Consider the following 23,751-nt stretch of genomic DNA (forward strand, 5'->3'; position numbering starts at 1 on the left):
CTGCCCGCACACAGACCGGAGGACACCGGGGATGACCAGCGAGCCGCGCACCGACCGTCTCGGCATGCCCGAACACCTCTTCGCGGAACTGGCCACCGGCGGCGGCTCCGCGCAGGCGGTCGCCTTCCTCGAACGGGGGGAACGCGCCCGCCGGCTGCTGCTCCTGCGCACCCTGCTGGACGACCTGACCGCCGTGCCCACACCGCTCACCCCGGCCGCCGAGGCCTGGCAGGCGCTGAAGGAGGCCGCGCGGCGGGCGCCGGAGCCGGTCGAGGCGCTGCTCCTGGCCCCGACGACCGGTGCCTGGATCGCGCACATGCTGCGCAGGGTGCACGGTACGGCCGACGGGCCCCCGCTGTGGGCGGAGGCGGGCCGGCTGAACGTCCTGGCGGTCGCCGCCGCGCTGCGCGCGGGAACGGAGACGCGGCTGTCCGTCCCCCTCACCGACGGCTCCCTCCCGCTGCCCGGCCTCGGTACGGTCCACCTGCCCGACGGGGCCGACGGCGCCACGGCCGGCCGGGCGCGTACCCGCGCGGGGGAACTGACGCTCACCGGCCCGGACCGGACGGGCCGCCCGGTGACCGTCACCTGCCGCCCGGCCCCGCAGCCGGCCGATGCGTCCTCCGGCGCCGGGGGCCCGCACTGGACCCCGCTGCGCACGCTCACCCACGGCACCCCCTCCGGCCCGGTCGCGATACCCCTGGAGGACCTGGACCCCTACCGCGACCTCGACGACCCCGTACCGCCCGCCCGGCTGGACACCGACGAGGCGCGGGCCTGGCAGCGGCTGTTCGACGAGGCCGCCGCGATCCTCGCCGCCACCGACGGCACGCACCTGCCGGGGCGGCTGGATCCGTCGGTGATCCGGTCCGTCGTCCCGTGGGGACGGACCGGCGCGCTGCCCCCGCCGCCGCCCGACGTGCGGGTGTCGGCGTCCAGCGGCGACGCCTACGGAGCCATGCTCATCACCCGCCCCTCCTCGGCCCTCGCCCTCGCCGAGACGCTGGTCCACGAGTTCCAGCACAGCAAGCTCGCCGCCCTGATCCACCTCTTCCCCCTCGTCGAGGACGACCGCGCGGAGCGGTACTACGCGCCCTGGCGCCCCGACCCCCGCCATCTCACCGGTCTGCTGCACGGCGCGTACGCCTTCACGGGCGTCGCCGGCTACTGGCGGGACCGGCTGTCCGACCCGGAGCACGGAGACCGAGCCGCCTACCACTTCACACTGCGCCGGACCCAGAGCAGGCTGGTGGTGCGCACCCTGATGACGAGTGGGAGGCTCACCGAGGCCGGGCGTCACCTGGTCGCCGGCCTCGCCCGGACGCTGGACGCATGGCTGCGCGAGCCCGTCGACCGGGCCGCGCGGGCCCGCGCCCGGGCCGCCGCCGCGCTGCACCGCACCGAGTGGCGGCTGCGGAACGTCGCCCCGCCCCGCCCGCACGGCGGCGGACCCCTCCGCCTCCGCCCCGACCGCGGGTCCTGGCCCGACGTCCGCACCCACGCCTTCGCCGTCCCGCCCGCTCACCCGCGCACCCCCGACGAGCACCTCGCCGCGGGCGACCCGGCGGCCGCGTTCGACGGGTACGCCGAGAGGCTGGAGCGCGACCCCGGGGACCCGCATCCGCTGGCCGGCTGGATCGTCGCCCGGGCCGCGCTGGAGCCGGGTCCCGCCACCCGGCGGATGCTGGCCCGGCCGGAGCTGCTGCTGCCGGCGTCGCCGGGCGGCGGGTGAGGGCAGCCGGAGCGGCGGATGTGCCGAACCGGGGGTGAAGGGGCGGCCGGGTGGTCAGGATGGAGACATGACCTACCACGTCGACTCCGAGGCCGGGCGGCTGCGCCGCGTCATCCTGCACCGGCCCGATCTCGAGCTCAAAAGGCTCACCCCCAGCAACAAGGACGCCCTGCTCTTCGACGACGTGCTCTGGGTGCGCCGGGCGCGCGCCGAGCACGACGGGTTCGCCGACGTCCTGCGCGACCGCGGTGTCGCCGTCCACCTCTTCGGTGACCTGCTCGCCGAGACGCTGGCGATCCCGGCGGCACGCTCGCTCGTCCTGGACCGGGTCTTCGACGAGAAGGAGTACGGCCCGCTGGCCACCGACCATCTCCGTGCCGCCTTCGAGACGCTCCCGGCGTCCGCGCTGGCCGAGGTGCTGGTCGGCGGGACGACCAAGCGGGAGTTCCTGGACACCCACCCGGAGCCGGTCTCCGTGCGCTTCCACGCCATGGAGCTGGACGACTTCCTGCTGGGCCCGCTGCCCAACCACCTCTTCACCCGTGACACCTCCGCCTGGATCTACGACGGTGTCTCCATCAACGCCATGCGGTGGCCGGCCCGGCAGCGCGAGACCGTGCACTTCGAGGCGATCTACCGGCACCATCCGCTGTTCCGCGGGGAGTCCTTCCACCTGTGGTCCGAGGGGCAGGCCGACTATCCCTCGACCATCGAGGGCGGGGACGTGCTGGTCATCGGCAACGGCGCGGTGCTGATCGGGATGAGCGAGCGCACCACCCCGCAGGCCGTGGAGATGCTCGCGCACAAACTCTTCGCGGCCGGCTCGGCCCGTACGATCGTGGCCCTCGACATGCCGAAGAGACGCGCCCTGATGCATCTCGACACCGTGATGACCATGGTCGACGGCGACACCTTCACCCAGTACGCGGGCCTCGGCATGCTCCGCTCGTACACCATCGAGCCGGGCTCCGACGAGAAGGAGCTGAAGGTCACCGACCATCCGCCGGAGCACATGCACCGCGCGATCGCGGCCGCGCTCGGGCTCAGCGAGATCCGCGTGCTGACCGCCACCCAGGACGTGCACGCGGCCGAGCGCGAGCAGTGGGACGACGGCTGCAACGTGCTGGCCGTCGAACCGGGCGTCGTCGTCGCCTACGAGCGGAACGCGACGACCAACACGCATCTGCGCAAGCAGGGCATCGAGGTGATAGAGATCCCGGGCAGCGAACTGGGGCGGGGCAGGGGCGGGCCGCGCTGCATGAGCTGTCCCGTGGAACGGGACGCCGTGCCCTAGCCCCGTACAGCCCCGCATAGAAATACAAATCTTCGTATACACTTCCAAGGGTCCGCGTCCCCGTCCCTGGAGAGCCCCATGGCGACTGTCCCGACCGCCCTCGCCGGCCGCCCCTTCCTCAAGGAGGTGGACTTCACCGCGCCGGAGTTCCGCGGCCTGCTGGAGCTGGCCGCCGAGCTGAAGGCGGCCAAGCGGGCCGGGACCGAACGACAGTACCTGCGGGGCCGGAACATCGCGCTGATCTTCGAGAAGACCTCGACGCGTACGCGCTGTGCGTTCGAGGTCGCCGCCGCCGACCAGGGCGCCTCGACGACCTACCTCGATCCCTCGGGCTCCCAGATGGGCCACAAGGAGTCCGTGAAGGACACCGCCCGGGTGCTGGGCCGGATGTACGACGGGATCGAGTACCGGGGGGACAGCCAGGCCAAGGTGGAGGAACTGGCGCGGTACGCCGGCGTTCCCGTCTACAACGGTCTCACCGACGACTGGCACCCCACCCAGATGCTCGCCGACGTCCTCACCATGACCGAGCACAGCCCCAAGCCGCTCACGGAGATCGCCTTCGCCTACCTCGGCGACGCCCGCTTCAACATGGGCAACTCCTACCTCGTCACCGCGGCCCTGCTGGGCATGGACGTGCGCATCGTCGCCCCGAAGACCTACTGGCCCGCCCAGGAGGTCGTCGACCGGGCCCGCGAGCTCGCCGCGACCAGCGGGGCCCGCCTCACGCTCACCGAGGAGATCGCGGAGGGTGTCGCCGGCGCCGACTTCGTCGCCACGGACGTCTGGGTCTCCATGGGGGAGCCCAAGGAGGTCTGGGACGAGCGGATCGCCGCCCTCGCGCCGTACGCGGTGACCATGGACGTGCTGCGCGCCACCGGCAACCCGGACGTGAGATTCCTGCACTGCCTGCCCGCCTTCCACGACCTCGGCACCGAGGTGGGCCGCGAGGTGTACGGGACCCACGGCCTCGAGTCGCTGGAGGTGACCGACGAGGTGTTCGAGTCGGCGCACTCGGTCGTCTTCGACGAGGCGGCGAACCGTATGCACACGATCAAGGCGGTCCTGGTCGCGACCCTCGCCTGAGCGGCCGCCCCGGTCAGACCGGACGCCGCTGGCCCGGCAGCCGGAACCACACCGCCTTGCCGGACTCGGTGGGGCGGTGGCCGCACGACGAGCTCAGCGTGCGGATCAGCAGCAGGCCCCGCCCGTGCTCCTGCCACGGATCGGGGGCGCCCTGCGCCGGACGGGTGAGGTCGCCGGGCGGCGCGGGGTCGGCGTCGTGCACCTCGACCTGGAAACCGGCCGGCAGCAACCGCACCACCAGCTCTATCGGGGCGCTCCCCGAGGTGTGCTCCACGGCGTTGGCCACCAGCTCCGCCGTCAGCAGCTCCGCCGTGTCGCTGTCGGCGGTGTGCTCCCGCTCGGCCAGCGCCGTACGGACCAGCGCACGGGCCACGGGCACGGCCGTGGTGGAGTGCGGCAGCGCGACGCGCCAGGAGGTGGGAGCGGCGGAGGGTTCGTGCACAGCGGGTCCGTTCATGGAGCGGGTGCTCCTGCGTTCAGCCGTCAATGGTACGGCGCACCCGGTGCCGCCCCTCGCGGGGGAGGCCCCGGAGTCTCGCCCGGGCGCCGTCCGGGGCGCGGGCCCCGGCAACGGGCGGCATACCCACGCGCCGGGCCCGCCTCGCACGCCCGCTCCCACCGTTACCGGTACGTCGACGAGCCGTGACGGATGTGACGGCGACCGTGTACTGGGGCGCCGGAGCCCGAACGGTGTATCGCGTGCCCGTGACGACGGTCACCGATGAGTGATAGCTTCATGGGGCAGAGCTCAGTGAGCAGCGCAGTGCCCGCCCGAGGAGGCCGCCCTCATGAGTCCCTTCACCGGTTCCGCCGCCCGTACCGCCCGCTGGGAGCATCTGCGCGTCGATCTCACCGACGGCGTCGCCACCGTCACCCTCGCCCGCCCCGACAAGCTCAACGCGCTCACCTTCGGCGCCTACGCCGACCTGCGCGACCTGCTCGCCGAGCTGTCCCGGGAGCGGGCGGTGCGCGCCCTGGTGCTGGCCGGCGAGGGGCGCGGCTTCTGCTCCGGCGGGGACGTCGACGAGATCATCGGCGCGACCCTCTCGATGGACACCGCTCAACTGCTCGACTTCAACCGGATGACCGGCCAGGTGGTGCGGGCGGTACGGGAGTGCCCGTTCCCGGTGATCGCCGCGGTGCACGGGGTGGCGGCGGGCGCCGGCGCGGTCCTCGCCCTGGCCGCCGACTTCCGCGTCGCCGACCCCGGCGCCCGCTTCGCCTTCCTCTTCACCCGGGTCGGCCTCTCGGGCGGCGACATGGGCGCCGCGTACCTGCTGCCCCGGGTCGTCGGCCTGGGCCACGCCACCCGGCTGCTCATGCTGGGCGAGCCGGTACGCGCACCGGAGGCCGAGCGCATCGGCCTGATCAGCGTGCTGACCGACGAGGGCCACGCCGACGAGGCCGCCCGGGCCCTGGCCCGCCGCCTCGCCGACGGCCCCGCCCTGGCCCACGCCCAGACCAAGGCCCTCCTCACCGCCGAACTGGACATGCCCCTGGCGGCGGCGATCGAACTGGACGCCTCCACCCAGGCCCTCCTGATGACCGGCGAGGACTACGCCGAGTTCCATGCGGCCTTCACCGAGAAACGCCCCCCGAAGTGGCGAGGGAGGTAGAAGATGCCCTCGCCACACCGCGCTGCAACTCCCGCAGGGCCGCGAGGCGTTCCTGCACCGGCGGCTACAGCAACTCCCCCGGGGGCGCGGGGTGTTCCTGCATCGGCGGCTGCCGCAACTTCCCCAGGGGCGCGGGGCAGTTCCGGATCTGCGCCCACAGCAGCACGTCCGGGGGCGCGGGGCGTTTCTGCATCGGCGGCTGCCGCAACTTCCCCAGGGGCGCGGGGCAGTTCCGGATCTGCGCCCGCAGCAGCACGCCCAGGGGTGCGGGGCGTTTCTGCATCGGCGGCTACCGCAACTCCCCCGGGGCCGCGGGGTGTTCCTGCATCGGCGGCTGCCGCGACTCCCTCAGGGGCGCGGGGCAGTTCCGGATCTGCGGCTGTCGCCGCGTGGGCGCGACCAGCCACAGACGTCCCGCAGCCGCCCGACGTGCCCCTCCGCCCCCTCCGCGTAGCGATCATCGGCGGAGGACCCGGCGGCCTCTACACCGCCGCGCTGCTCAAGCGCCTCGCCCCCGACCGCCAGGTCACCGTGTGGGAACGCAACGCCCCCGAAGACACCTTCGGCTTCGGCGTCGTCCTCTCGGACGAAACCCTCGGCGGCATCGAACACGCCGACCCGGAGGTCTACGGAGCCCTCCAGCGGGCCTTCGTCCACTGGGACACCATCGACATCGTCCACCGGAACACCCTCCAGACCTCCGGAGGACACCGCTTCGCCGCCCTGGAACGGCACCGCCTCCTGGAGATCCTGCACGACCGCTGCCGCGCACTCGGCGTCGACCTGCGCTTCCGCTCGCACGCCCCCGACCCGGCGGAACTGGCGGACACCCACGACCTCGTCGTGGCCGCCGACGGAGTCAACAGCACCACCCGCGACGCCTTCGCCGACGTCTTCCGCCCCCGGATCACCGCACACCGCTGCCGCTACATCTGGCTCGCCGCCGGCTTCCCCTTCGACGCCTTCCGCTTCGAGATCGCCGAGACCGAGCACGGCGTGATGCAGCTGCACGGCTACCCCTACTCCGCCGACGCCTCCACCGTGATCGTCGAGATGCGCGAAGAGGTGTGGCGCGCCGCCGGATTCGACGAACTGGACGAGACGGAGTCCGTCGAGCGCTGCGCCAAGATCTTCGCCGACGCGCTCGGCGGGCGCCCGCTGCGGTCGAACAACTCGGCGTGGACCACCTTCCGTACGGTCGTCAACGAGCGCTGGTCGCACGGCAACGTCGTGCTCCTCGGCGACGCCGCCCACACCGCCCACTTCTCCATCGGCTCCGGCACCAAGCTCGCCGTCGAGGACGCGCTCGCCCTCGCCGCCTGCCTGCGCGAACAGCCCAGCGTCGAGGACGCGTTGACCGCGTACGAGGCGGAACGCCGGCCCGTGGTCGCCTCCACCCAGCGGGCCGCCCGGGCCAGCCTGGAGTGGTTCGAGGACCTGCCCCGCCATCTCGCCCAGCGGCCCCGCCAGTTCGCCTTCAACCTGCTCACCCGCAGCCGCCGGGTCACCCACGGCAACCTGCGGCTGCGCGACGCCCGGTTCACCGAGGCGGTGGAGCGGGGCTTCGGCTGCCCGCCCGGCACACCCCCGATGTTCACACCGTTCCGGATGCGCGGTCTGACCCTGCGCAACCGGGTCGTCGTCTCGCCCATGGACATGTACTCGGCGGTCGACGGCGTCCCCGGCGACTTCCACCTCGTCCACCTCGGCTCGCGGGCGCTCGGCGGTGCCGGACTCGTGATGACGGAGATGGTGTGCGTCAGCCCGGAGGGCCGCATCACCCCCGGCTGCGCCGGCCTCTACACCGGCCGGCAGGCCGAGGCGTGGCGGCGGATCACCGACTTCGCGCACGCGCAGGCGCCCGGCACCGCGATCGGCGTGCAGCTCGGCCACAGCGGGCGCAAGGGCTCCACCAAGCTGATGTGGGAGGGCATGGACGAGCCGCTCGACGCGGGCAACTGGCCCCTCGTCGCCGCCTCCCCGCTGCCGTACCGGCCGGGCGGCCGGGTCCCCCGGGAGCTGTCCCGTGCCCAGCTGACCGACGTGAGGGAGCAGTTCACGGCCGCCGCCGTGCGGGCCGCGCGGGCCGGTTTCGACCTGCTCGAGCTGCACTGCGCCCACGGCTACCTGCTGTCCGGTTTCCTCTCCCCGCTCACCAACCTGCGCACCGACGCCTACGGTGGCTCACCGGAGAAGCGGCTGCGTTTCCCGCTGGAGGTGTTCGACGCGGTGCGCGCGGTGTGGCCGGGGGACCGGCCGATGACCGTCCGCATCTCCGCCACGGACTGGGCGGAGGGCGGCACCACCGCGGAGGACGCGGTCGCGATCGCCCGTGCCTTCGCCGCGCACGGCGCCGACGCCATCGACGTGTCGACCGGGCAGGTCGTGGCCGACGAACAGCCGGAGTTCGGCCGCTCCTACCAGACGCCGTTCGCCGAACGGGTACGGAACGAGGCCGGGGTCCCCGTCATCGCGGTCGGTGCGATCTCCTCCTGGGACGACGTCAACTCCCTGATCCTCGCCGGACGTACGGACCTGTGCGCCCTCGGCCGGCCGCATCTCTACGACCCGCACTGGACCCTGCACGCGGCGGCCGAGCAGGGCTACGAGGGTCCGGGTGCCGTCTGGCCGCCGCCGTACCGGGCGGGCAGCCGCCGGCCGCGGACCGGACGCACCGACGCCCCCAAACCCCGGCTCGCGCTGGGCGACTGACCGGGCGGGACACCGCCCGGGACGGTCAGCCGGCCGTCTCCAGGGCCGCGTAGCCGGCCCCCGCGTCACGGAGCCGTTCGTGCAGCGCCCGGAAGACGGCCGCCGAGCGCGTACCCGGCCAGTCGGCGGGGAGCAGGGCGGCGGGCAGGCCGGGGTCGGCGTAGGGGAGGTGGCGCCAGGAATCCAGGGCGAGGAGGTAGTCGCGGTAGGCCTCCTCGGGCGGGGTGTCCGTGCGCTCTTCCCAGGAGCGCAGCACGCGCGCGTGCCGGTCCAGGAACGCCTCGTGCTCCTCGGCGATCCGGGCCAGGTCCCACCAGCGGGCGACCGCCTCGGCGGTGGGCGCGAAGCCGAGGTGCGCGCCGCGGAAGAGGTCGACGTACCCGTCGAGGCGCAGGCGCTCCAGAGTGTGCCTGGTCTCCTCGTACAGCCGCGCGGGCGCGATCCACACACCGGGCGCCGCCGTGCCGAAGCCCAGGCCGGACAGGCGGGAACGCAGCACGTGCCGCTTCTGCCGCTCGGACTCCGGCACGGAGAACACGGCCAGCACCCAGCCCTCGTCCCCGGGCGGCGCGGTGGCGTAGATGCGCCGGTCACCGTCGTCCAGCAACTGACGGGCGTCGGGCGAGAGTTCGTACCCGGCGGCGCCCCGCTCGGTGCGCGCCGGGAGGAGCAGCCCGCGCCGCTTCAGCCGGGACACCGAGGAGCGCACGGACGGGGCGTCCACGCCGACCGCGGCCAGCAGCCGGATCAGTTCGGCGACGGGCACGGGGCCCGGCGAGAAGCGGCCGTAGGCGCCGTAGAGCGTGACGATCAGGGACCGTGGAGCATGCTGGTCGGACACGTTGATCATCTTAGGTCGTGCCGCTGGGCGGTGTTCCCCGGCATCAGCCCTGGTCATCTCCCGTGCCCGCGGGGGCGCGCAGCCGGAACCGCTGGAGCTTGCCGGTGGCCGTGCGGGGCAGCGCGTCCATGAAGACGATCTCGCGCGGGCACTTGTACGGCGCCAGCTCCGACTTCACGAAGGCGCGCAGCGCCTCGGTGTCGCGCGCGGCGCCCTCCCGGAGGACCGTGTACGCCACCACGATCCGGCCGCGCGCCTCGTCGGGCCGGCCGACCACCGCCGCCTCCACGACGTCGGGGTGGCGCAGCAGCGCGTCCTCGACCTCCGGGCCGGCGATGTTGTACCCGGCCGAGATGATCATGTCGTCGGCGCGGGCCACGTACCGGAAGTAGCCGTCCCGGTCGCGGACATAGGTGTCGCCGGTGAGGTTCCAGCCGTCCCGCACGTACTCCCGCTGGCGCGGATCGGCGAGGTAGCGGCAGCCGACGGGGCCGCGCACCGCGAGCAGCCCTGGCTCCCCGTCCGGCACGGGGCTGCCGTCCGCGTCCTGCACGCGCGCCTGCCATCCGGGCACCGGGACCCCGGTCGTCCCGGGCCTGATGTGCTCGTCGGCCGCGGAGACGAAGATGTGCAGCAGCTCGGTGGCGCCGATGCCGTTGATGATGCGCAGCCCGGTGCGCTCGTGCCAGGCCCTCCAGGTGGCGGCCGGCAGGTTCTCGCCCGCCGAGACACAGCGGCGCAGCGAGGAGATGTCGTGGGCGTCCACGTCGCCGAGCATCGCCCGGTAGGCGGTGGGCGCGGTGAACAGCACCGACACCCGGTGCTCGGCGACGGCGGCCAACAGCTCCCGGGGATGGGCCTGTTCGAGCAGCAGCGCGCTCGCGCCGGCCCGCATCGGGAACACCACGAGCCCGCCCAGGCCGAAGGTGAAGCCGAGCGGGGGACTGCCGGCGAACACGTCGTCCGCGACCGGCGCGAGGATGTGCCGGGAGAAGGTGTCCGCGATCGCCAGCACGTCCCGGTGGAAGTGCATGCAGCCCTTGGGCCGTCCGGTGGTGCCGGAGGTGAACGCGATCAGCGCGACGTCGTCCGCGGCGGTCGGCACCGCCTCGTACGGGGTGCCGGGCGCCGGACGGTTCAGCAGGTCGTCGGGGGAGTCGCCGCCGTACGTGGCGATCCGGAGCCCCGGAACCTCGGCCTTGGCGAGGTCGTCGACGGCCCGGACGTCGCACAGGGCGTGGCGGACCCGGGCGATCGCGCAGATCGTGCTCAGCTCGTGCGGGCGCTGCTGGGCCAGCACGGTGACGGCGACCGCGCCCGCCTTCAGCACCGCCAGCCAGCACGCGGCCAGCCACGGCGTGGTGGGACCGCGCAGCAGCACCCGGTTGCCGGGTACGACCCCGAGGTCCCCGGTGAGCAGGTGCGCGAGCCGGTCCACCCGGGCCCGCAGCGCGTCGTACGTCCAGGTGGTGCCGTCGGGGGTGCGGAACACGGGGCGGTCGCCGGGCGGGCCGTGCAGCAGCTCGGCGGCGCAGTTCAGCCGCTCGGGGTAGTGCAGCTCCGGCAGGTCGAAGCGGAGCTCGGGCCACTGGTCGGGTGGCGGGAGGTGGTCGCGGGCGAAGGTGTCGACGTGCGCGGTGGCCCGTGGATTCATGACGGTTCGCCCCCTTGGCGTGGTGGGCTCGCACCAGGAGCGTATCGCGTTGGTGACGGCAGTCAACGGTCCGCGATAACCTCGGCGGTGGACCGGCGGCGAGGGAAGGGACCGGCGATGACCGCATTCTCGCTCCAACCGGAACAACTCGCCCGGTGCGCGGAGCTGCGCGCACTGGCGGCGCACCGGCTGCGGCCGCTCGCCGAGAAGGGCGAACCCGGACGCGTCAACCGCGCCCTGGTCGCCGAACTGGGCGCGCTCGGCCTGTTGCCCCGCCTGTTCACCTCCGGCGCGCTCGACCTGTGCCTGATGCGCGAATCCCTCGCCCACGCCTGTACGGAGGCGGAGACCGCCCTCGCCCTCCAGGGCCTGGGCGCCCACCCGGTGCACGCCCACGGCACCCCCGCCCAGCGCGCCCGCTGGCTCCCCCGGGTGAGCGACGGCAGCGCGGTCGCGGCGTTCGCGCTCAGCGAGCCGGGCGCCGGCTCGGACGCGGCCGCGCTGTCCCTCACCGCCCACCCGGACGGCCCCTCGGGCTGGCGGCTCACCGGGGAGAAGTGCTGGATCTCCAACGCCCCCGACGCCGACTTCTGCACGGTCTTCGCCCGCACCACCCCGGACGCCGGCGCCCGGGGCGTGACCGCCTTCCTCGTCCCCGCCGACCGCCCCGGCCTCACCGGCCGCCGCCTCGACATGATCTCCCCGCACCCCATCGGCGCCCTCGCCTTCGACGCCGTACCGGTGACCGCCGACGACGTGCTCGGTGAGCCGGACGGCGGCTTCCGGGTCGCCATGGACACCCTCAACCTGTTCCGGCCCAGCGTCGGCGCCTTCGCCGTCGGCATGGCCCAGGCCGCCCTGGACGCCACCCTCGCCCACACCGCCCGGCGGGAGGCGTTCGGCGGCAGGCTGAAGGACCTCCAGTCCGTCGCCCACCAGGTCGCCGAGATGGCTCTGCGCACGGAGTCGGCCCGCCTGATGGTGTATGCGGCGGCCACGGCGTACGACGCGGGCGCCGCCGACGTCCCCCGGCGCGCGGCGATGGCGAAACTGCTGGCCACCGAGACCGCGCAGTACGTCGTCGACCGCGCCGTCCAGCTGCACGGCGCCCGCGCCCTGCAACGCGGGCACCTGCTCGAACACCTCTACCGCGAGGTCCGCGCGCCCCGCATCTACGAGGGGGCGAGCGAAGTGCAACGGGGCATCATCGCCAAGGAGTTGTACAAGAACCTGGAGGACCGGTGACCACCGAGCGCGTCAATCCGCCCGAACTCTCCCCGCCGGCCGGCTTCTCGCACGCGGTCGTCGCCACCGGCTCCCGGCTGGTGTTCCTGGCCGGCCAGACCGCGCTCGACGCGGACGGCAAGGTGGTCGGCGACACGCTGCCCGAACAGTTCGCCCGCGCCCTCGCCAACCTCCTCACCGCCCTGCGCGCCGCCGGCGGCACCCCCGCCGACCTGGCCCGCGTCACCGTGTACGCCACCGACGTCGCCGACTACCGCACCCACGCCCGCGAAGTCGGCCGCGTGTGGCGCGAGCTGGCCGGCCGCGACTACCCGGCGATGGCGGTCGTCGAAGTGACCCGCCTCTGGGACGAACGCGCCCTGCTGGAACTCGACGGCTTCGCCCTGCTCCCCTGAACGCCCGTCCACCGCCCCCTCCCGGGCGACGGGGCGGGTACCGGACGTCATGTCACCTCCGGCCCGCCCCACCGGCTCCCCGGCCGCACCCCGGCCCCCGCGCCCGGCCGGGCGTGCTCGGGGCTGTGTGGGGGCCGGGGTGTGGAGTGCGGGCGTATCGATGGCTGTGCCTGCGGGATGGTGGGGCGGGTGCCGGTCGTCGTGTCGCCTGGGGCGCGTCCTGCGGGCTTCGCGGCGCGGCTCGTGTTCGGCCGGGCGGGCGTGTTCGGGGGCTGTGTGTGGGGGTTGGGGCGTGGAGTGCGGGTGTATCGATGGCTGTGCCTGCGGGGTGGAGGGGTGGGTGCCCGGGTGTCGTGTCGCCTGGGGCGCGACTTGCGGGCTTCCCGGCGCGGCTCGTGCCCGACTGGCCGGGTGTGTTTGGGGCTGTGTGTGGGGGGTGTGGAGTGCGGGTGATGGAGGGTCGTGCCTGTGGGGTGGTGGGGCGGGTGCCGGTCGTCGTGTCGCCTGGGGCGCGACTGCGGGCTTCGCGGCGCGGCTCGTGTTCGGCCGGGCGGGCGTGTTTGGGGTTGTGTGGGGGAGCGGGGGTTGGGGGCGGGCAGGTGAGCGCGGTGTTGCCGGGGGTGGCTCACGCCTTCCGGTCGCGGGTGCTCCGTGTCTCCTCCGGCGCGCCCCGCCGGACGGCCCTAGCCTGGCAGCATGCCGGAGATCGAACTGAGCGCGGGTACGGTCGAGTACGAGGACACGGGAGGGGAGGGGCCGGTCGTCGTTCTGCTGCACGGGCTCGTGCAGGACTCCTCCGTCTGGCGGAAGGTCGTCGCCGCGCTGCGGGACGGCCACCGGATCCTGGCACCCACCCTGCCCTACGGATCGCACCGCAGGCCCATGACCCGGCCGCCCACGCCCGACCTGGTCAACGAGCTGATCGCGGAGTTCCTGGACCGGCTGGACCTCAGGGACGTCACCCTCGTCGAGAGCGACTGCGGACGCGCCCAGACCGTCGCGGCCCGGCACCCCGAACGGCTGGCGCGGCTGGTGCTGATCTCCTGCGAGGCCTTCGACAACTATCCGCCGGGACTGCCCGGCAAGATGATCGGCCTGGCCTGCAGGGTCCCCGGCGGCATCCCGCTCATGGTCCGCACCCTGGGCTGGAAGCCGTTGCGCAGGCTCCCGGTCGGCCTCGGCGCGCTCACCAAACGTCCCGTACCGGACGAGATCGTCGACCGCTGGCTGCGCCCCCTGCGCACCGACCCGGCGATCCGGCGGGACTTCCGGCACTACGGGACCCATGTCCGGCGTACCGAACTGCTCGAAGCCGCTCAGGGCCTGCGGTACTTCGACCGGCCCGCGCTGGTCGTCTGGGCCGTCGAGGACCGGATGATGCCCCGGGAGCACGGCCGCCGTCTGGCCGAACTGCTCCCCGCGGGGCGGCTGGCGGAGATCCGTGACACGCGGACGCTGATCGCCGAGGACCGCCCGGAGCGGCTCGCCTCCCTGCTGCGGTGGTTCGTCGCGGAAGGGTGAGCCGCGACCGCAGCCGCACCGGCGGCCGGCGGCCCGCGTCAGCGTCAGGCCGCGGCCACCAGGCGGTCGGCGGGCATCCGGTGCGGGGCCACCACCCGGCCGTCGGGGAGCAGCTCACCGGTGTCGTCGAAGACGATCACACCGTCGCACAGCAGGCTCCAGCCCTGCTCCGGGTGGGCGGCCACCACATGCGGGACGGGGGATTCGGTCCGGGGGCAGGAAGGCTGGTGGGCACACATGGCGCACCTCCACATAGGTGGAACGGTCCGAACGGGTCGTACACACAGACCATGCGCCGACCGGACCCCCATCGGAACGGCCGGGCGCGAAGCGTGACAGCTCCCGGACATTCCCGGGACGGTTCGCCGACGGCCGGTACCGCCCGGCCACCGAAGGGTGACGCCGAGTGGCCGCGGGCCCGTGCGCCGGGTACTGGTGGAGAGCCCCATTCCGCTCGTTCCCGGAGGTTCCCATGCCCGTACGACCTGTTCTCGGAGCGGCGGCCGGTGCCGCGCTCCTGCTGCTCGGCGCCGCCGCGACAGCGTCCTCGGCCGCCGCGGCCGACCCCGCGGAGGCCGTGACGGTGAACGCGGAGGGACGGATCGCCGACGACGGCGTGATCACCCTCTCCGGCACCTACCGCTGCGAGGCCGCCACCGGACGGGTCTTCATCAGTTCCTCGGTGGGCCGCACCGCCGACTCCACCCTCCGCTACGGCATCGGCGGCACCCACGCCGTGTGCGACGGGAAGGTCCACCACTGGAAGAACACCGGCCGCGTGGCCGACGGCGCGCTCAAGGCCGGCCCGGCGCACGTCGAGGCCACGATCATGGAACTGCGCCCCAGCGGCATCGTCCTGCTGCCCGTTCCCCACGCCGTAGAACGGCAGGCCGTCACCCTGGTCCGGGACTGACCGCCCCCTGGCGGCCGGCGGGCGAGGTGGGGCCCGTGCGTGGGCACCGGCTCACAGCCCGCCGTCCGGCCAGTCCAGCAGCCGCGCCCCGATCACCGCCGTCTGGAGCATGTACCGGTGCGCCGGGTCGCAGGGATTGGCGCCGGTGAGTTTGTGGATGCGCTCCAGCCGGTAGGTCAGCGCGCGCACACTCAGCGACAGCCGCCGGGCCGCCTCCGCGGCGACACAGCCGGAGTCGAAGTAGGCGGTGAGCGTGTCGAGCAGGGGCTGGGCCCCGCCGCGGGCCGTGGTCAGCGGGCCGAGGGTGTTGTGGACCAGGTCGGCCATGGCCTGCCGGTCGCGGGCCAGCACGGGGTAGACGAGCAGCTCGGACGCGCGCAGCACCGGGTCGTCCATGCCCAGCCGCTCGGCGATCTCCAGGGAGCTCAGGGCCTCCTCGTACGACTGGACCACCCCGCCGGGGCCGGACTGCGGGCGGCCGATGGCGACCTGGCCGCCGTCGGTGGCGGCGTGCGCCTGCTTGGCGAAGTGGGTGAGCACATCGCCCTGGTGCCCGGGCGCGATGCACAGCAGCCGGCCGTCCTTGGTGGTGAGCAGGACGCTGCGGTCACCGAAGCGCGCTATCAGCGCCTGCTCGACGCGCCGCGGCACCGGATCGCCCTCGTCGTAGGCGACCGGCCCCCGGGCGACGGCCACCGCGTGCTCGTGGGACAGCCGCAGACCGAAGCGCTCGGCGCGTTCCGCGAGCCGGCCCAGATCGCTGCGCCCGTACAGCAGGTCGTCGATGAACTCCCGCCGTGCCGCCTCCTCCTGACGCACCGCCAGCCGCTGCGCCCGCTCGTAGCCCTCGGCGAACGCGTCCACGACCTGCTGTACGGCCGCGAGCGCGCCCGCCGCGGAGTCCGCACCCCGGGGCCACGCCGCGCGGGCGGCCGACAGATGGGCGCTGACGAGGGAGCGCAGTCCGAACCCCGCCTCCGCCGCCCGTTCCCCCAGGGCCCGGCGTGAGGCGATCTCGTCCCGGGTGAGGCGCCGTCCCGTCGCCGCCACTTCGGCGAGAATGTGGGCACAGCCCTCCAGATACTCCTCCGGAATCTCTCGTTCCGTCACGGGGTCCCCCCAAGTCTTAACGCGTCCCTGATGCGTTCATGTTGACGCACCGGCATGCAGACAGTAATGAACCTTGCCGGAATCCGGCAATGCGCGGGCGTGTCCCCGCCCGGCACCATGGTCCGCGGGGAGCACCGCGGACGGTTCCGGTGCCGGGCACCGGCAGGCGTCCCGCGCCGGAACCGGAGCGGGCGGTGCCGTACTGACGACGTCGAGTGGTGAACGGGAGGGGGCGCAGATGCACACACGCGTGAGCCCCGCCCCCCGCTTCGTACGGCCGCTGCACCAGCCCTTCCCGGACGAACCGAACCGCAGCGCCGGCTGAGCCGTCTCCCCTTCCACCGGACATTCACCCGTCTCGCCAACGAGGCGCCTCTTCACCCGACTTCTGCTCACTTATCAGCCCAGAAGGACGTGTCCCCATGGATGCCGCCACCGTGGGCATCGCCGTACTCGTCGGCGTCGCCCTGTTGCTCGTGCTCATCGGTCTGCTGCTCGTCACCAAGCTGTTCCGCAAGGTGGAACAGGGCAAGGCGCTGATCGTCTCCAAGATCCGCAAGGTCGACGTGACGTTCACCGGGTCGGTCGTGCTGCCGGTGCTGCACAAGGCCGAGGTGATGGACATCTCGGTGAAGACCATCGAGATCACCCGGGCCGGCAAGGAAGGCCTGATCTGCCGGGACAACATCCGCGCGGACATCCGCATCACGTTCTTCGTCAAGGTGAACAAGACCGTCGAGGACGTCATCAAGGTCGCCCAGGCCGTCGGCACCGCGCGGGCCAGCGACCGCAACACGCTGCAGGAGCTGTTCCACGCCAAGTTCTCCGAGGCGCTGAAGACCGTCGGCAAGCAGATGGACTTCACCGACCTCTACACCAAGCGCGAGGAACTGCGGTACCGCATCATCGAGGTCATCGGCGTCGACCTCAGCGGCTACCACCTCGAGGACGCCGCGATCGACTACCTGGAGCAGACGCCGCTGAAGCAGCTCGACCCGGGCAACGTCCTCGACGCGCAGGGCATCCGCAAGATCACCGAGCTGACGGCCGTGGAGCACGTCCGCACCAACGAGGCCCAGCGCAACGAGCAGAAGGAGATCACCCGCCAGGACGTCGACGCGCGCGAGGCGATCCTGGAGCTGGAGCGCCGGCAGGCGGACGCCGAGATCAAGCAGCGGCGGGAGATCGAGACCGTACGGGCCCGTGAGGAGGCGGAGACCGCCCGGGTGGTGGAGGAGGAGCGGCTGCGCGCGCAGAGCGCCTTCCTGCGCACCGAGGAACAGCTCGGTGTGCAGCGCGAGAACCAGGCCCGTGAGGTCGCCGTCGCCGCCAAGAACCGCGAGCGGGTCATCGCCGTCGAGAGCGAGCGCATCGAGAAGGACCGTCTGCTGGAGGTCATCGCCCGGGAACGCGAGACCGAACTGACCAGGATCGCCGCCGACAAGGAGGTCGAGGCGGAGAAGCGGGAGATCGCCGAGGTCATCCGCGAGCGGGTGGCGGTGGACCGTACGGTCGCCGAGCAGGAGGAGTCCATCAAGCGGCTGCGGGCCGTGGAGGAGGCCGAGCGGGAGCGGCAGGCCGTCATCATCGCGGCGGAGGCCGAGGCGCAGGAGAAGCTGGTCAAGGACATCAAGGCCGCGGAGGCCGCGGAGCAGGCCGCCACGCACCGCGCCGCCGAGAAACTCACCCTCGCCGAGGCCCGGTTGAAGACGGCCGACCTGGACGCGCAGGCCAAGCTGCGCCTGGCCGAGGGCGTCCAGGCGGAGTCCGCCGCCGAGGGACTGGCCGCCGTGCGGGTCCGCGACAAGGAGGCCGAGGTCATCGAGAAGGCGGGCCGCGCCGAGGCCGAGGCCACCGAGGCCCGGCTGCGCGCGGAGGCCGAGGGCGCGCGGGCCAAGGCCCTCGCCGACGCGGAGGCCATCAGCGGCAAGCTGCGTGCGGAGGCGGCCGGCCTCACCGAGAAGGCGGCGGCGATGGCCGCCCTCGACGAGGCGTCCCGCGGCCACGAGGAGTACCGGCTGCGGCTGGAGGCCGAGAAGGACGTCCGGCTCGCCGGACTCGACGTGCAGCGGCAGGTCGCCGAGGCGCAGGCCACGGTCCTGGCGACCGGACTGGAGAACGCGGACATCAGCATCGTCGGCGGGGAGTCGGTCTTCCTCGACCGGCTGGTGTCCTCCATCGCGCTCGGCAAGGGCGTCGACGGCTTCGTCCAGAACTCCCGGACGGCCCAGACGCTCGCCGGTCCCTGGCTGGACGGCTCCGCGAGCTTCACCGACGACCTGAGCCGCATCCTCGGCTCGGTCTCCACCGGCGACGTCCAGAACCTCACGGTCTCGGCCCTGCTGATGCGGCTGATGCGGCAGGGCGGCGAGAACAGCGGTCGGTTCAAGGAACTGATCGAAAAAGCAGGTGAGTTGGGTCTCTCGGACACACCGCTGGCCGAGCTGAACGGCCGCACGAGGGCCTGACCACCATCGGGCCGGGAGCCGCCGCACAGGGGACGGCGGCTCCCGGCCGCTCCCTTCCCGAGAGGCAGTCATGACCAGCAGCACCCACGAGCCCGCCGTCCGCCACGAGAACCCGGACCCGGCCGGCCCCGCGACGGACACCACCGCGGTCGCCGCGACCGCCGACGGCGGCGCCTACCGGGTCCTGCGCGACCGCCTCACCGCACAGGCCACCGAACTGGCCCGCCGTGCCGAGGCGTTGAACCACCGCCGGGCCGAGGAGTTCGGCGCCCCCGAACTGCGCCTCACCGGCACCGAACGGCTGCGCACCGAACGCGCCGGCGTCCCCCGCGACATCGTCGCCGTCGGCGACGTGCTCCTCTTCGGCTACGAGGCCCGGCCCCGCCCCGACCGGGACACCGCGGTCGGTGACGTCCTCGCCCCGCACGACCGCGACCTGAACCGCCTCCCCGACGACGCCGTGCCCGGACTCCTCGACGACCCCGGCTTCCTCCGCGAGTTCGCCGCCCTGCACCGCTACTACCGCCAGGCCCGCCTGCTGCGGCTGCGCCGCGTCGAGGGCAAGCTGCTGGCGGTCTTCCAGACCGGCGAGAAGGCCGGTGACATCCGCGTCCTGCGCTGGTCGGTCACCGAGGACGGCCGCGCCGCGTTCCTCGACGCCCGCGGCGACCGCGACCACGCGCTCACCCCGCCCGACGGCGTCGACTGGACCCCCACCACCCGCGAGGACCACGTCGTCGGCCGCCACCCGCACGTCTCCGTCCAGGGCGAGATCTTCGTCGACACCCTCGGCGGCACCCTCACCGTCAAGACCGGCAACGACACCACCACCCCCGACGGCATCCACAGCGAGCCCGTCGACGAGCCCCTGCAGTCCCTCGCCGACGCCGAGATCTCCCACGCCCGCGTCGGCCCCCTGATCCTGCTGCGGATCCTCCCCTACAAGGAGAGCGCCCACCGCTACCTGGTCTTCTCCACCCTCACCCGCACCGTCGCCCGTCTGGACGGCATCGGACAGGGCTGCCGGCGGCTCCCCGACGACCAGGGCATCGTGTTCCCCGGCGGCTACTGCCTCGCCGCCGGCGCCCACAAGACGTACGAAGTCGACACCCGCGGCATGGAGTTCGAGCGTGAGGTGCGCTCACCGCACGGCGAGGACGTGCTGTACGCGTTCCACGCCCCCGGACGCGGACGCGGACTGCTGCTGTCGTACAACCAGATCCGCGAGGCCGTCGCCACCCCGATGGTCTGCCACGGCTGGGCCCTGTTCGACGACGGGCAGCTCGTCCTGCTGCGCCCCGAGGGCGACGAACCCGCCCGCGTCCACCCCGTCCAGCTCTGGGACTCGCCCTACGTCTCCGACACCCACGCCGCCGCACAGCCCGCCGGCGAAGGACCGCTGGCCCGGGTGGGCAACGCCGACCTGGTACGCGGCATCTCCGACTGCCTGTCCCTGGCCCGTTCCGCCGCCGAGAGCACCCCGACGGCCGAGATCTACACCACCCTCGCGGCCGACTGCGTCCGCGCCCTGGACACCCACCACTGGCTGGGCGACACCGGACTCGGCGATCTGCGCACGCCGTTGGACCAGGTGCGCGCCACCGCCGAGCAGGTGCTGGCCGAGTTCGAGACCGTACGCGACCTCACCCGCCTGGCCGCCGAGGCGCTCGACGAGGCGGCCGGCCGGATCGCCTCGGTGGTGCGCGGACTGCGCGGCGAGCAGCCCCGTGAGGCCGCCGCCTGGGTCGCCGGCCTCACCGAACTGCGCCGGGCCCAGGGCCATCTGCTGACCCTGAAGGACATGCGGTACGCGGACCGGGACCGCATCGACTCCCTGGCCGGCGCGGCCGAGACGGACCTCGCCTCCTTCGGGCAGCGCGCCATCGCCTTCCTCGCCCGCGAGGACGCCTTCGCCGCGCACCACACCGAGCTCGAACGGCTGCACGCCGCAATCGAGTCGGTCACCACCACCGCCGAGGCCGCCCCGATCGCCGCCCGCCTCGACGAACTCGCCGACGGGCTGCGCACGGTGACCGAGGTGGTCGCCGGCCTCGACATCACCGACGCCACCGTCCGCACGGCCGTCCTGGAGCGGGTCGCCGAGGCCCTGGGCGGCGTCAACCGTGCCCGCGCCACCCTCGACACCCGCCGCCGCGGTCTCCTCGACCGGGAGGCGCGCGCCGGTTTCGCCGCCGAACTCGCCCTGCTCGGCCAGACGGTCACCGGCGCCCTCGCCGCCGCCGGCGACCCCGAGACCTGCGACGACCAGCTCACACGCGTCCTCACCCAGCTGGAGGCGCTGGAGTCCCGGTTCGCCGAGTTCGACGACGTCCTCGACGAGCTCGCCGCCGAACGCACCGAGATCCACGAGGCGTTCGCCGCCCGCAAGCAGAGCCTCACCGACGCCCGCGCCCGCCGCGCCGAACAGCTCGCCTCCGCCGCCGACCGCGTCCTCACGACGATCGCCCGCCGCTGCGCGTCCCTCGCCGACACCGACGCGGTGAGCACCTACTTCGCCTCCGACCCGCTCGTCGCCAAGGTCCGCCGCACCGCCGGCGAACTGCGCGAACTGGGCGACCGGGTACGGGCCGAGGAGCTCGAGGGCCGGCTGCGCTCCGCGCACGAGGAGGCCGCCCGCGCCCTGCGCGACCGCACCGACCTCTACGCGGACGGCGGACGCGCCATCCGCCTCGGCGCCCACCGCTTCGCCGTCTCCACCCAGCCCTTCGACCTCACCGTCGTCCCGCACGGCGACGGCCTCGCCGTCGCCCTCACCGGCACCGACTACCGCGCCCCCGTCACCGACCCCGCCCTGCTCGCCGCCCGCCCCCTGTGGCACCGGCACCTGCCGTCCGAGTCGCCCGAGGTGCACCGCGCCGAGCACCTCGCCGCGCGCCTGCTGCACGAGCACGGCCCCGACGCCCTCACCGGCGCCGACGACCTCGCCGCCCTGGTCCGCGGGGCCGCCGAGGAGGCGTACGACGAGGGCTACGAGCGCGGCGTCCACGACCACGACGCGACCGCGATCCTCACCGCCCTGCTGCCCCTGTACGACGGCGCCGGAACCCTGCGCCACGCCTCCGCCGCCCGCGCCCACGCCCTGCTGTACTGGGCGCACGGCACCAGGGCCCGGGAGCGCGAGGACCTCACCCGGCGGGCCCGTTCCCTCGCCCGGGTCCGCGACGCCTTCGGCGCGCCGCCCGCCCTCGACGCGCTGCGCGCCGAACTCGCCCGCGCCGTGCGGAACTGGGACGAGGACGCCGGCGTCCGCCCCGAGGCCTGCGCCGCGTACCTCTTCGACGAACTGACCACCGGCCCCGACGGCTTCGTGATCAGCACCCGTGCCCGCACCCTCCTCGACACGTTCCGGCGCACCGCCACCGGCGCCTACGACGAGGACCTCCCCGTCCTGGAGGACCTCACCGCCCGCCGCCAGCTGGTCGAGGCCTGGCTCACCGCGTACACCGCCGCCACCGGTGAGCAGGTGGCGCCGGGCGACCTCGCGGAGGCCGTGGCCGCCGAGCTCTGCCCCGGCCTGCCCCGCCACGAGTCGGACGCGCCCCTGACCGTCACGGTGGAGGGCCTGATCGCCACCCACCCCCGGGTCACCGACCGCCGCCTCACCCTGCGCCTCGACGAATTCCTCGCCCGCACCGACGAGTTCAGGGTCCACGACGTGCCGGCCTTCCGCGCCTTCCAGCGCCGCCGCACCGCCCTGGTGACCGCCGAGCGCACCCGGCTGCGCCTGGACGACCACCGGCCGCGCGTGATGGCGTCGTTCGTCCGCAACCGGCTGGTCGACGAGGTCTATCTGCCGCTGGTCGGCGACAGCCTCGCCAAACAGCTCGGCACCACGGGCGAGTCCGCCCGCACCGGCACGGGCGGACTGCTGCTGCTCGTCTCCCCGCCCGGCTACGGCAAGACGACCCTCATGGAGTACGTCGCCCACCGGCTCGGCCTGGTCCTGGTCCGTGTCAGCGGCCCGGCGCTCGGCCACGCGGTCACCTCCCTGGACCCGGCGGAGGCACCGAACGCGACCGCCCGCCAGGAGGTCGAGAAGATCAACTTCGCGCTGGCCGCCGGCAGCAACACCCTGCTCTACCTCGACGACATCCAGCACACCTCACCCGAACTGCTGCAGAAGTTCATCCCGCTGTGCGACGCCACCCGCCGGATGGAAGGCGTGTGGGAGGGCGAGCCGCGCACCTACGACCTGCGCGGCAAGCGGTTCGCCGTCTGCATGTCCGGCAACCCCTACACCGAGTCCGGCGAGGTCTTCCGGGTGCCGGACATGCTGGCCAACCGGGCCGACGTGTGGAACCTCGGCGACGTCCTCACCGGCAAGGAGGACGTCTTCGCGCTCAGCTTCGTGGAGAACGCGCTCACCGCCAACGAGGTGCTCGCCCCGCTCGCCTCCCGCGACCGCGCCGACCTGGACCTGCTGATCCGGCTGGCCGGCGACGACCCCACGGCCCGCCCCGACCGCCTCACCCACCCGTACCCGCCCAGCGAACTCGACCGCGTCCTGGCCGTGCTCCGCCATCTGCTCACCGCCCGCCGTACGGTCCTCGCCGTCAACGCGGCGTACATCGCCTCCGCGGCCCAGTCCGACGACGCCCGCACCGAGCCGCCGTTCCGGCTCCAGGGCTCCTACCGCAACATGAACAAGATCGCCCAGCGGATCCAGCCCGTCATGAACGACGCCGAGCTGACCGCCGTCATCGACGACCACTACACGGCCGAGGCCCAGACCCTCACCACCGGGGCCGAGGCGAGCCTGCTCAAGCTCGCCGAACTGCGCGGCACGCTCACCGCGGAACAGTCGGCCCGCTGGGCGGAGCTGAAGGCGGCCCATGTCCGCACCCTCACCCTGGGCGGCCCCGACGAGGACGCCCTGGCCCGCGCGGTGGCCGCCCTCGCGCTGCTCGGCGACCGGATCGCGGCCGTCGAGTCGGCCATCACGCGGGCGGCGGACCCCCGCCGGCTGCTGACCCGCCCGGACGCTCCCGCCGACCGCGGGACGGGGGAGGCCGGCCGCTGAAACACCCCTGAAATTCACCCGTACAAAGGTGAATCGGGGGTTTATCTACGCGCGGAGCCGAACCCGCCGAACGATCATTCGGGCATTACGGATGACTTTCGTCCCGGGAGTTACCGAGCGGTA

Annotated in this window: 17 protein-coding genes; 11 read left to right on the forward strand and 6 right to left on the reverse strand. The window is 73.7% G+C overall.

Going from position 1 to position 23,751, the window contains the following annotated elements:
- The first annotated feature begins 31 nt into the window (after positions 1-31).
- The 3 genes from ACZ434_RS10310 (at position 32) to argF (ending at position 4,112) form a co-directional block, all read left to right on the forward strand.
- Positions 32-1,732, forward strand: a complete 1,701-nt coding sequence (locus tag ACZ434_RS10310; protein WP_468453834.1) for an HEXXH motif domain-containing protein — start codon at positions 32-34, stop codon at positions 1,730-1,732.
- A 67-nt stretch (positions 1,733-1,799) separates the two neighbouring features.
- Positions 1,800-3,026 carry an arginine deiminase gene (locus ACZ434_RS10315; protein WP_468453836.1) on the forward strand — a complete coding sequence of 409 codons (1,227 nt, stop codon included), beginning with the start codon at positions 1,800-1,802 and terminating at the stop codon, positions 3,024-3,026.
- A gap of 78 nt (positions 3,027-3,104) precedes the next feature.
- Positions 3,105-4,112: an ornithine carbamoyltransferase gene (argF, locus tag ACZ434_RS10320; protein WP_468453838.1), complete on the forward strand. Its 1,008-nt coding sequence runs from the start codon at positions 3,105-3,107 to the stop codon at positions 4,110-4,112.
- Between the two features lie 13 nt (positions 4,113-4,125).
- On the opposite strand, the gene ACZ434_RS10325 is transcribed toward argF, so the two are convergent.
- Positions 4,126-4,569, reverse strand: a complete 444-nt coding sequence (locus ACZ434_RS10325) for an ATP-binding protein (RefSeq protein ID WP_468453840.1) — start codon at positions 4,567-4,569, stop codon at positions 4,126-4,128.
- Positions 4,570-4,900: 331 nt separating this feature from the next.
- Between ACZ434_RS10325 and ACZ434_RS10330 the strand changes: the two genes are divergently transcribed.
- Positions 4,901-5,728 (forward strand): enoyl-CoA hydratase family protein, encoded by an 828-nt coding sequence (locus ACZ434_RS10330; protein ID WP_468453842.1) that lies wholly within the window; start codon positions 4,901-4,903, stop codon positions 5,726-5,728.
- A 64-nt stretch (positions 5,729-5,792) separates the two neighbouring features.
- On the opposite strand, the gene ACZ434_RS10335 is transcribed toward ACZ434_RS10330, so the two are convergent.
- Positions 5,793-6,011, reverse strand: coding sequence for a hypothetical protein (locus tag ACZ434_RS10335; RefSeq protein WP_468453844.1), 219 nt, complete (start codon positions 6,009-6,011; stop codon positions 5,793-5,795).
- 146 nt (positions 6,012-6,157) lie between these two features.
- On the opposite strand from ACZ434_RS10335, the gene ACZ434_RS10340 reads away from it, so the two are divergent.
- Positions 6,158-8,440 carry a bifunctional salicylyl-CoA 5-hydroxylase/oxidoreductase gene (locus ACZ434_RS10340; protein ID WP_468453846.1) on the forward strand — a complete coding sequence of 761 codons (2,283 nt, stop codon included), beginning with the start codon at positions 6,158-6,160 and terminating at the stop codon, positions 8,438-8,440.
- A 25-nt stretch (positions 8,441-8,465) separates the two neighbouring features.
- Here ACZ434_RS10340 and ACZ434_RS10345 read toward each other — a convergent pair whose 3' ends face one another.
- A complete protein-coding gene (locus tag ACZ434_RS10345) occupies positions 8,466-9,290 on the reverse strand; it encodes a PaaX family transcriptional regulator (protein ID WP_468453848.1) in 825 nt (274 codons plus the stop codon).
- A gap of 34 nt (positions 9,291-9,324) precedes the next feature.
- On the reverse strand, positions 9,325-10,935 hold the full coding sequence (locus ACZ434_RS10350) for an AMP-binding protein (RefSeq protein ID WP_468453850.1): 1,611 nt from the start codon (positions 10,933-10,935) through the stop codon (positions 9,325-9,327).
- A 117-nt stretch (positions 10,936-11,052) separates the two neighbouring features.
- Here ACZ434_RS10350 and ACZ434_RS10355 point away from each other — a divergent pair, with 117 nt between their 5' ends.
- The 3 genes from ACZ434_RS10355 (at position 11,053) to ACZ434_RS10365 (ending at position 14,096) form a co-directional block, all read left to right on the forward strand.
- Positions 11,053-12,180, forward strand: coding sequence for an acyl-CoA dehydrogenase family protein (locus ACZ434_RS10355; RefSeq protein WP_468453852.1), 1,128 nt, complete (start codon positions 11,053-11,055; stop codon positions 12,178-12,180).
- A complete protein-coding gene (locus ACZ434_RS10360) occupies positions 12,177-12,575 on the forward strand; it encodes a RidA family protein (protein WP_468453854.1) in 399 nt (132 codons plus the stop codon). The genes ACZ434_RS10355 and ACZ434_RS10360 overlap by 4 nt, the downstream gene beginning before the upstream one ends.
- 696 nt (positions 12,576-13,271) lie before the next feature.
- A complete protein-coding gene (locus ACZ434_RS10365; protein WP_468453856.1) occupies positions 13,272-14,096 on the forward strand; it encodes an alpha/beta fold hydrolase in 825 nt (274 codons plus the stop codon).
- 44 nt (positions 14,097-14,140) lie between these two features.
- Here the strand turns inward: ACZ434_RS10365 and ACZ434_RS10370 are convergent, their stop codons facing one another.
- On the reverse strand, positions 14,141-14,335 hold the full coding sequence (locus ACZ434_RS10370) for a DUF5999 family protein (protein ID WP_468453858.1): 195 nt from the start codon (positions 14,333-14,335) through the stop codon (positions 14,141-14,143).
- A gap of 233 nt (positions 14,336-14,568) precedes the next feature.
- On the opposite strand from ACZ434_RS10370, the gene ACZ434_RS10375 reads away from it, so the two are divergent.
- Positions 14,569-15,009: a DUF6299 family protein gene (locus ACZ434_RS10375; protein WP_468453860.1), complete on the forward strand. Its 441-nt coding sequence runs from the start codon at positions 14,569-14,571 to the stop codon at positions 15,007-15,009.
- Positions 15,010-15,060: 51 nt separating this feature from the next.
- Here ACZ434_RS10375 and ACZ434_RS10380 read toward each other — a convergent pair whose 3' ends face one another.
- Positions 15,061-16,119 (reverse strand): PucR family transcriptional regulator, encoded by a 1,059-nt coding sequence (locus ACZ434_RS10380; RefSeq protein WP_468453861.1) that lies wholly within the window; start codon positions 16,117-16,119, stop codon positions 15,061-15,063.
- A gap of 422 nt (positions 16,120-16,541) precedes the next feature.
- On the opposite strand from ACZ434_RS10380, the gene ACZ434_RS10385 reads away from it, so the two are divergent.
- Complete coding sequence (locus ACZ434_RS10385; protein ID WP_468453863.1) at positions 16,542-18,587, forward strand: SPFH domain-containing protein; 2,046 nt, start codon at positions 16,542-16,544, stop codon at positions 18,585-18,587.
- Positions 18,588-18,657: 70 nt separating this feature from the next.
- Positions 18,658-23,628, forward strand: coding sequence for a DNA repair ATPase (locus tag ACZ434_RS10390; protein ID WP_468453865.1), 4,971 nt, complete (start codon positions 18,658-18,660; stop codon positions 23,626-23,628).
- Positions 23,629-23,751: the final 123 nt, after the last annotated feature.

It is taken from the genome of Streptomyces sp. NPDC030893 (genome assembly GCF_055571535.1).

Bases quoted from the DNA above. Each gene is read 5' to 3' on its own strand.
- ACZ434_RS10310 (WP_468453834.1), top strand. From the start codon at position 32: ATGACCAGCGAGCCGCGCACCGACCGTCTCGGCATGCCCGAACACCTC.
- ACZ434_RS10315 (WP_468453836.1), top strand. From the start codon at position 1,800: ATGACCTACCACGTCGACTCCGAGGCCGGGCGGCTGCGCCGCGTCATC.
- argF (WP_468453838.1), top strand. From the start codon at position 3,105: ATGGCGACTGTCCCGACCGCCCTCGCCGGCCGCCCCTTCCTCAAGGAG.
- ACZ434_RS10325 (WP_468453840.1), bottom strand. From the start codon at position 4,569: ATGAACGGACCCGCTGTGCACGAACCCTCCGCCGCTCCCACCTCCTGG.
- ACZ434_RS10330 (WP_468453842.1), top strand. From the start codon at position 4,901: ATGAGTCCCTTCACCGGTTCCGCCGCCCGTACCGCCCGCTGGGAGCAT.
- ACZ434_RS10335 (WP_468453844.1), bottom strand. From the start codon at position 6,011: ATGCAGAAACGCCCCGCACCCCTGGGCGTGCTGCTGCGGGCGCAGATC.
- ACZ434_RS10345 (WP_468453848.1), bottom strand. From the start codon at position 9,290: ATGATCAACGTGTCCGACCAGCATGCTCCACGGTCCCTGATCGTCACG.
- ACZ434_RS10350 (WP_468453850.1), bottom strand. From the start codon at position 10,935: ATGAATCCACGGGCCACCGCGCACGTCGACACCTTCGCCCGCGACCAC.
- ACZ434_RS10355 (WP_468453852.1), top strand. From the start codon at position 11,053: ATGACCGCATTCTCGCTCCAACCGGAACAACTCGCCCGGTGCGCGGAG.
- ACZ434_RS10365 (WP_468453856.1), top strand. From the start codon at position 13,272: ATGCCGGAGATCGAACTGAGCGCGGGTACGGTCGAGTACGAGGACACG.
- ACZ434_RS10370 (WP_468453858.1), bottom strand. From the start codon at position 14,335: ATGTGTGCCCACCAGCCTTCCTGCCCCCGGACCGAATCCCCCGTCCCG.
- ACZ434_RS10375 (WP_468453860.1), top strand. From the start codon at position 14,569: ATGCCCGTACGACCTGTTCTCGGAGCGGCGGCCGGTGCCGCGCTCCTG.
- ACZ434_RS10385 (WP_468453863.1), top strand. From the start codon at position 16,542: ATGGATGCCGCCACCGTGGGCATCGCCGTACTCGTCGGCGTCGCCCTG.
- ACZ434_RS10390 (WP_468453865.1), top strand. From the start codon at position 18,658: ATGACCAGCAGCACCCACGAGCCCGCCGTCCGCCACGAGAACCCGGAC.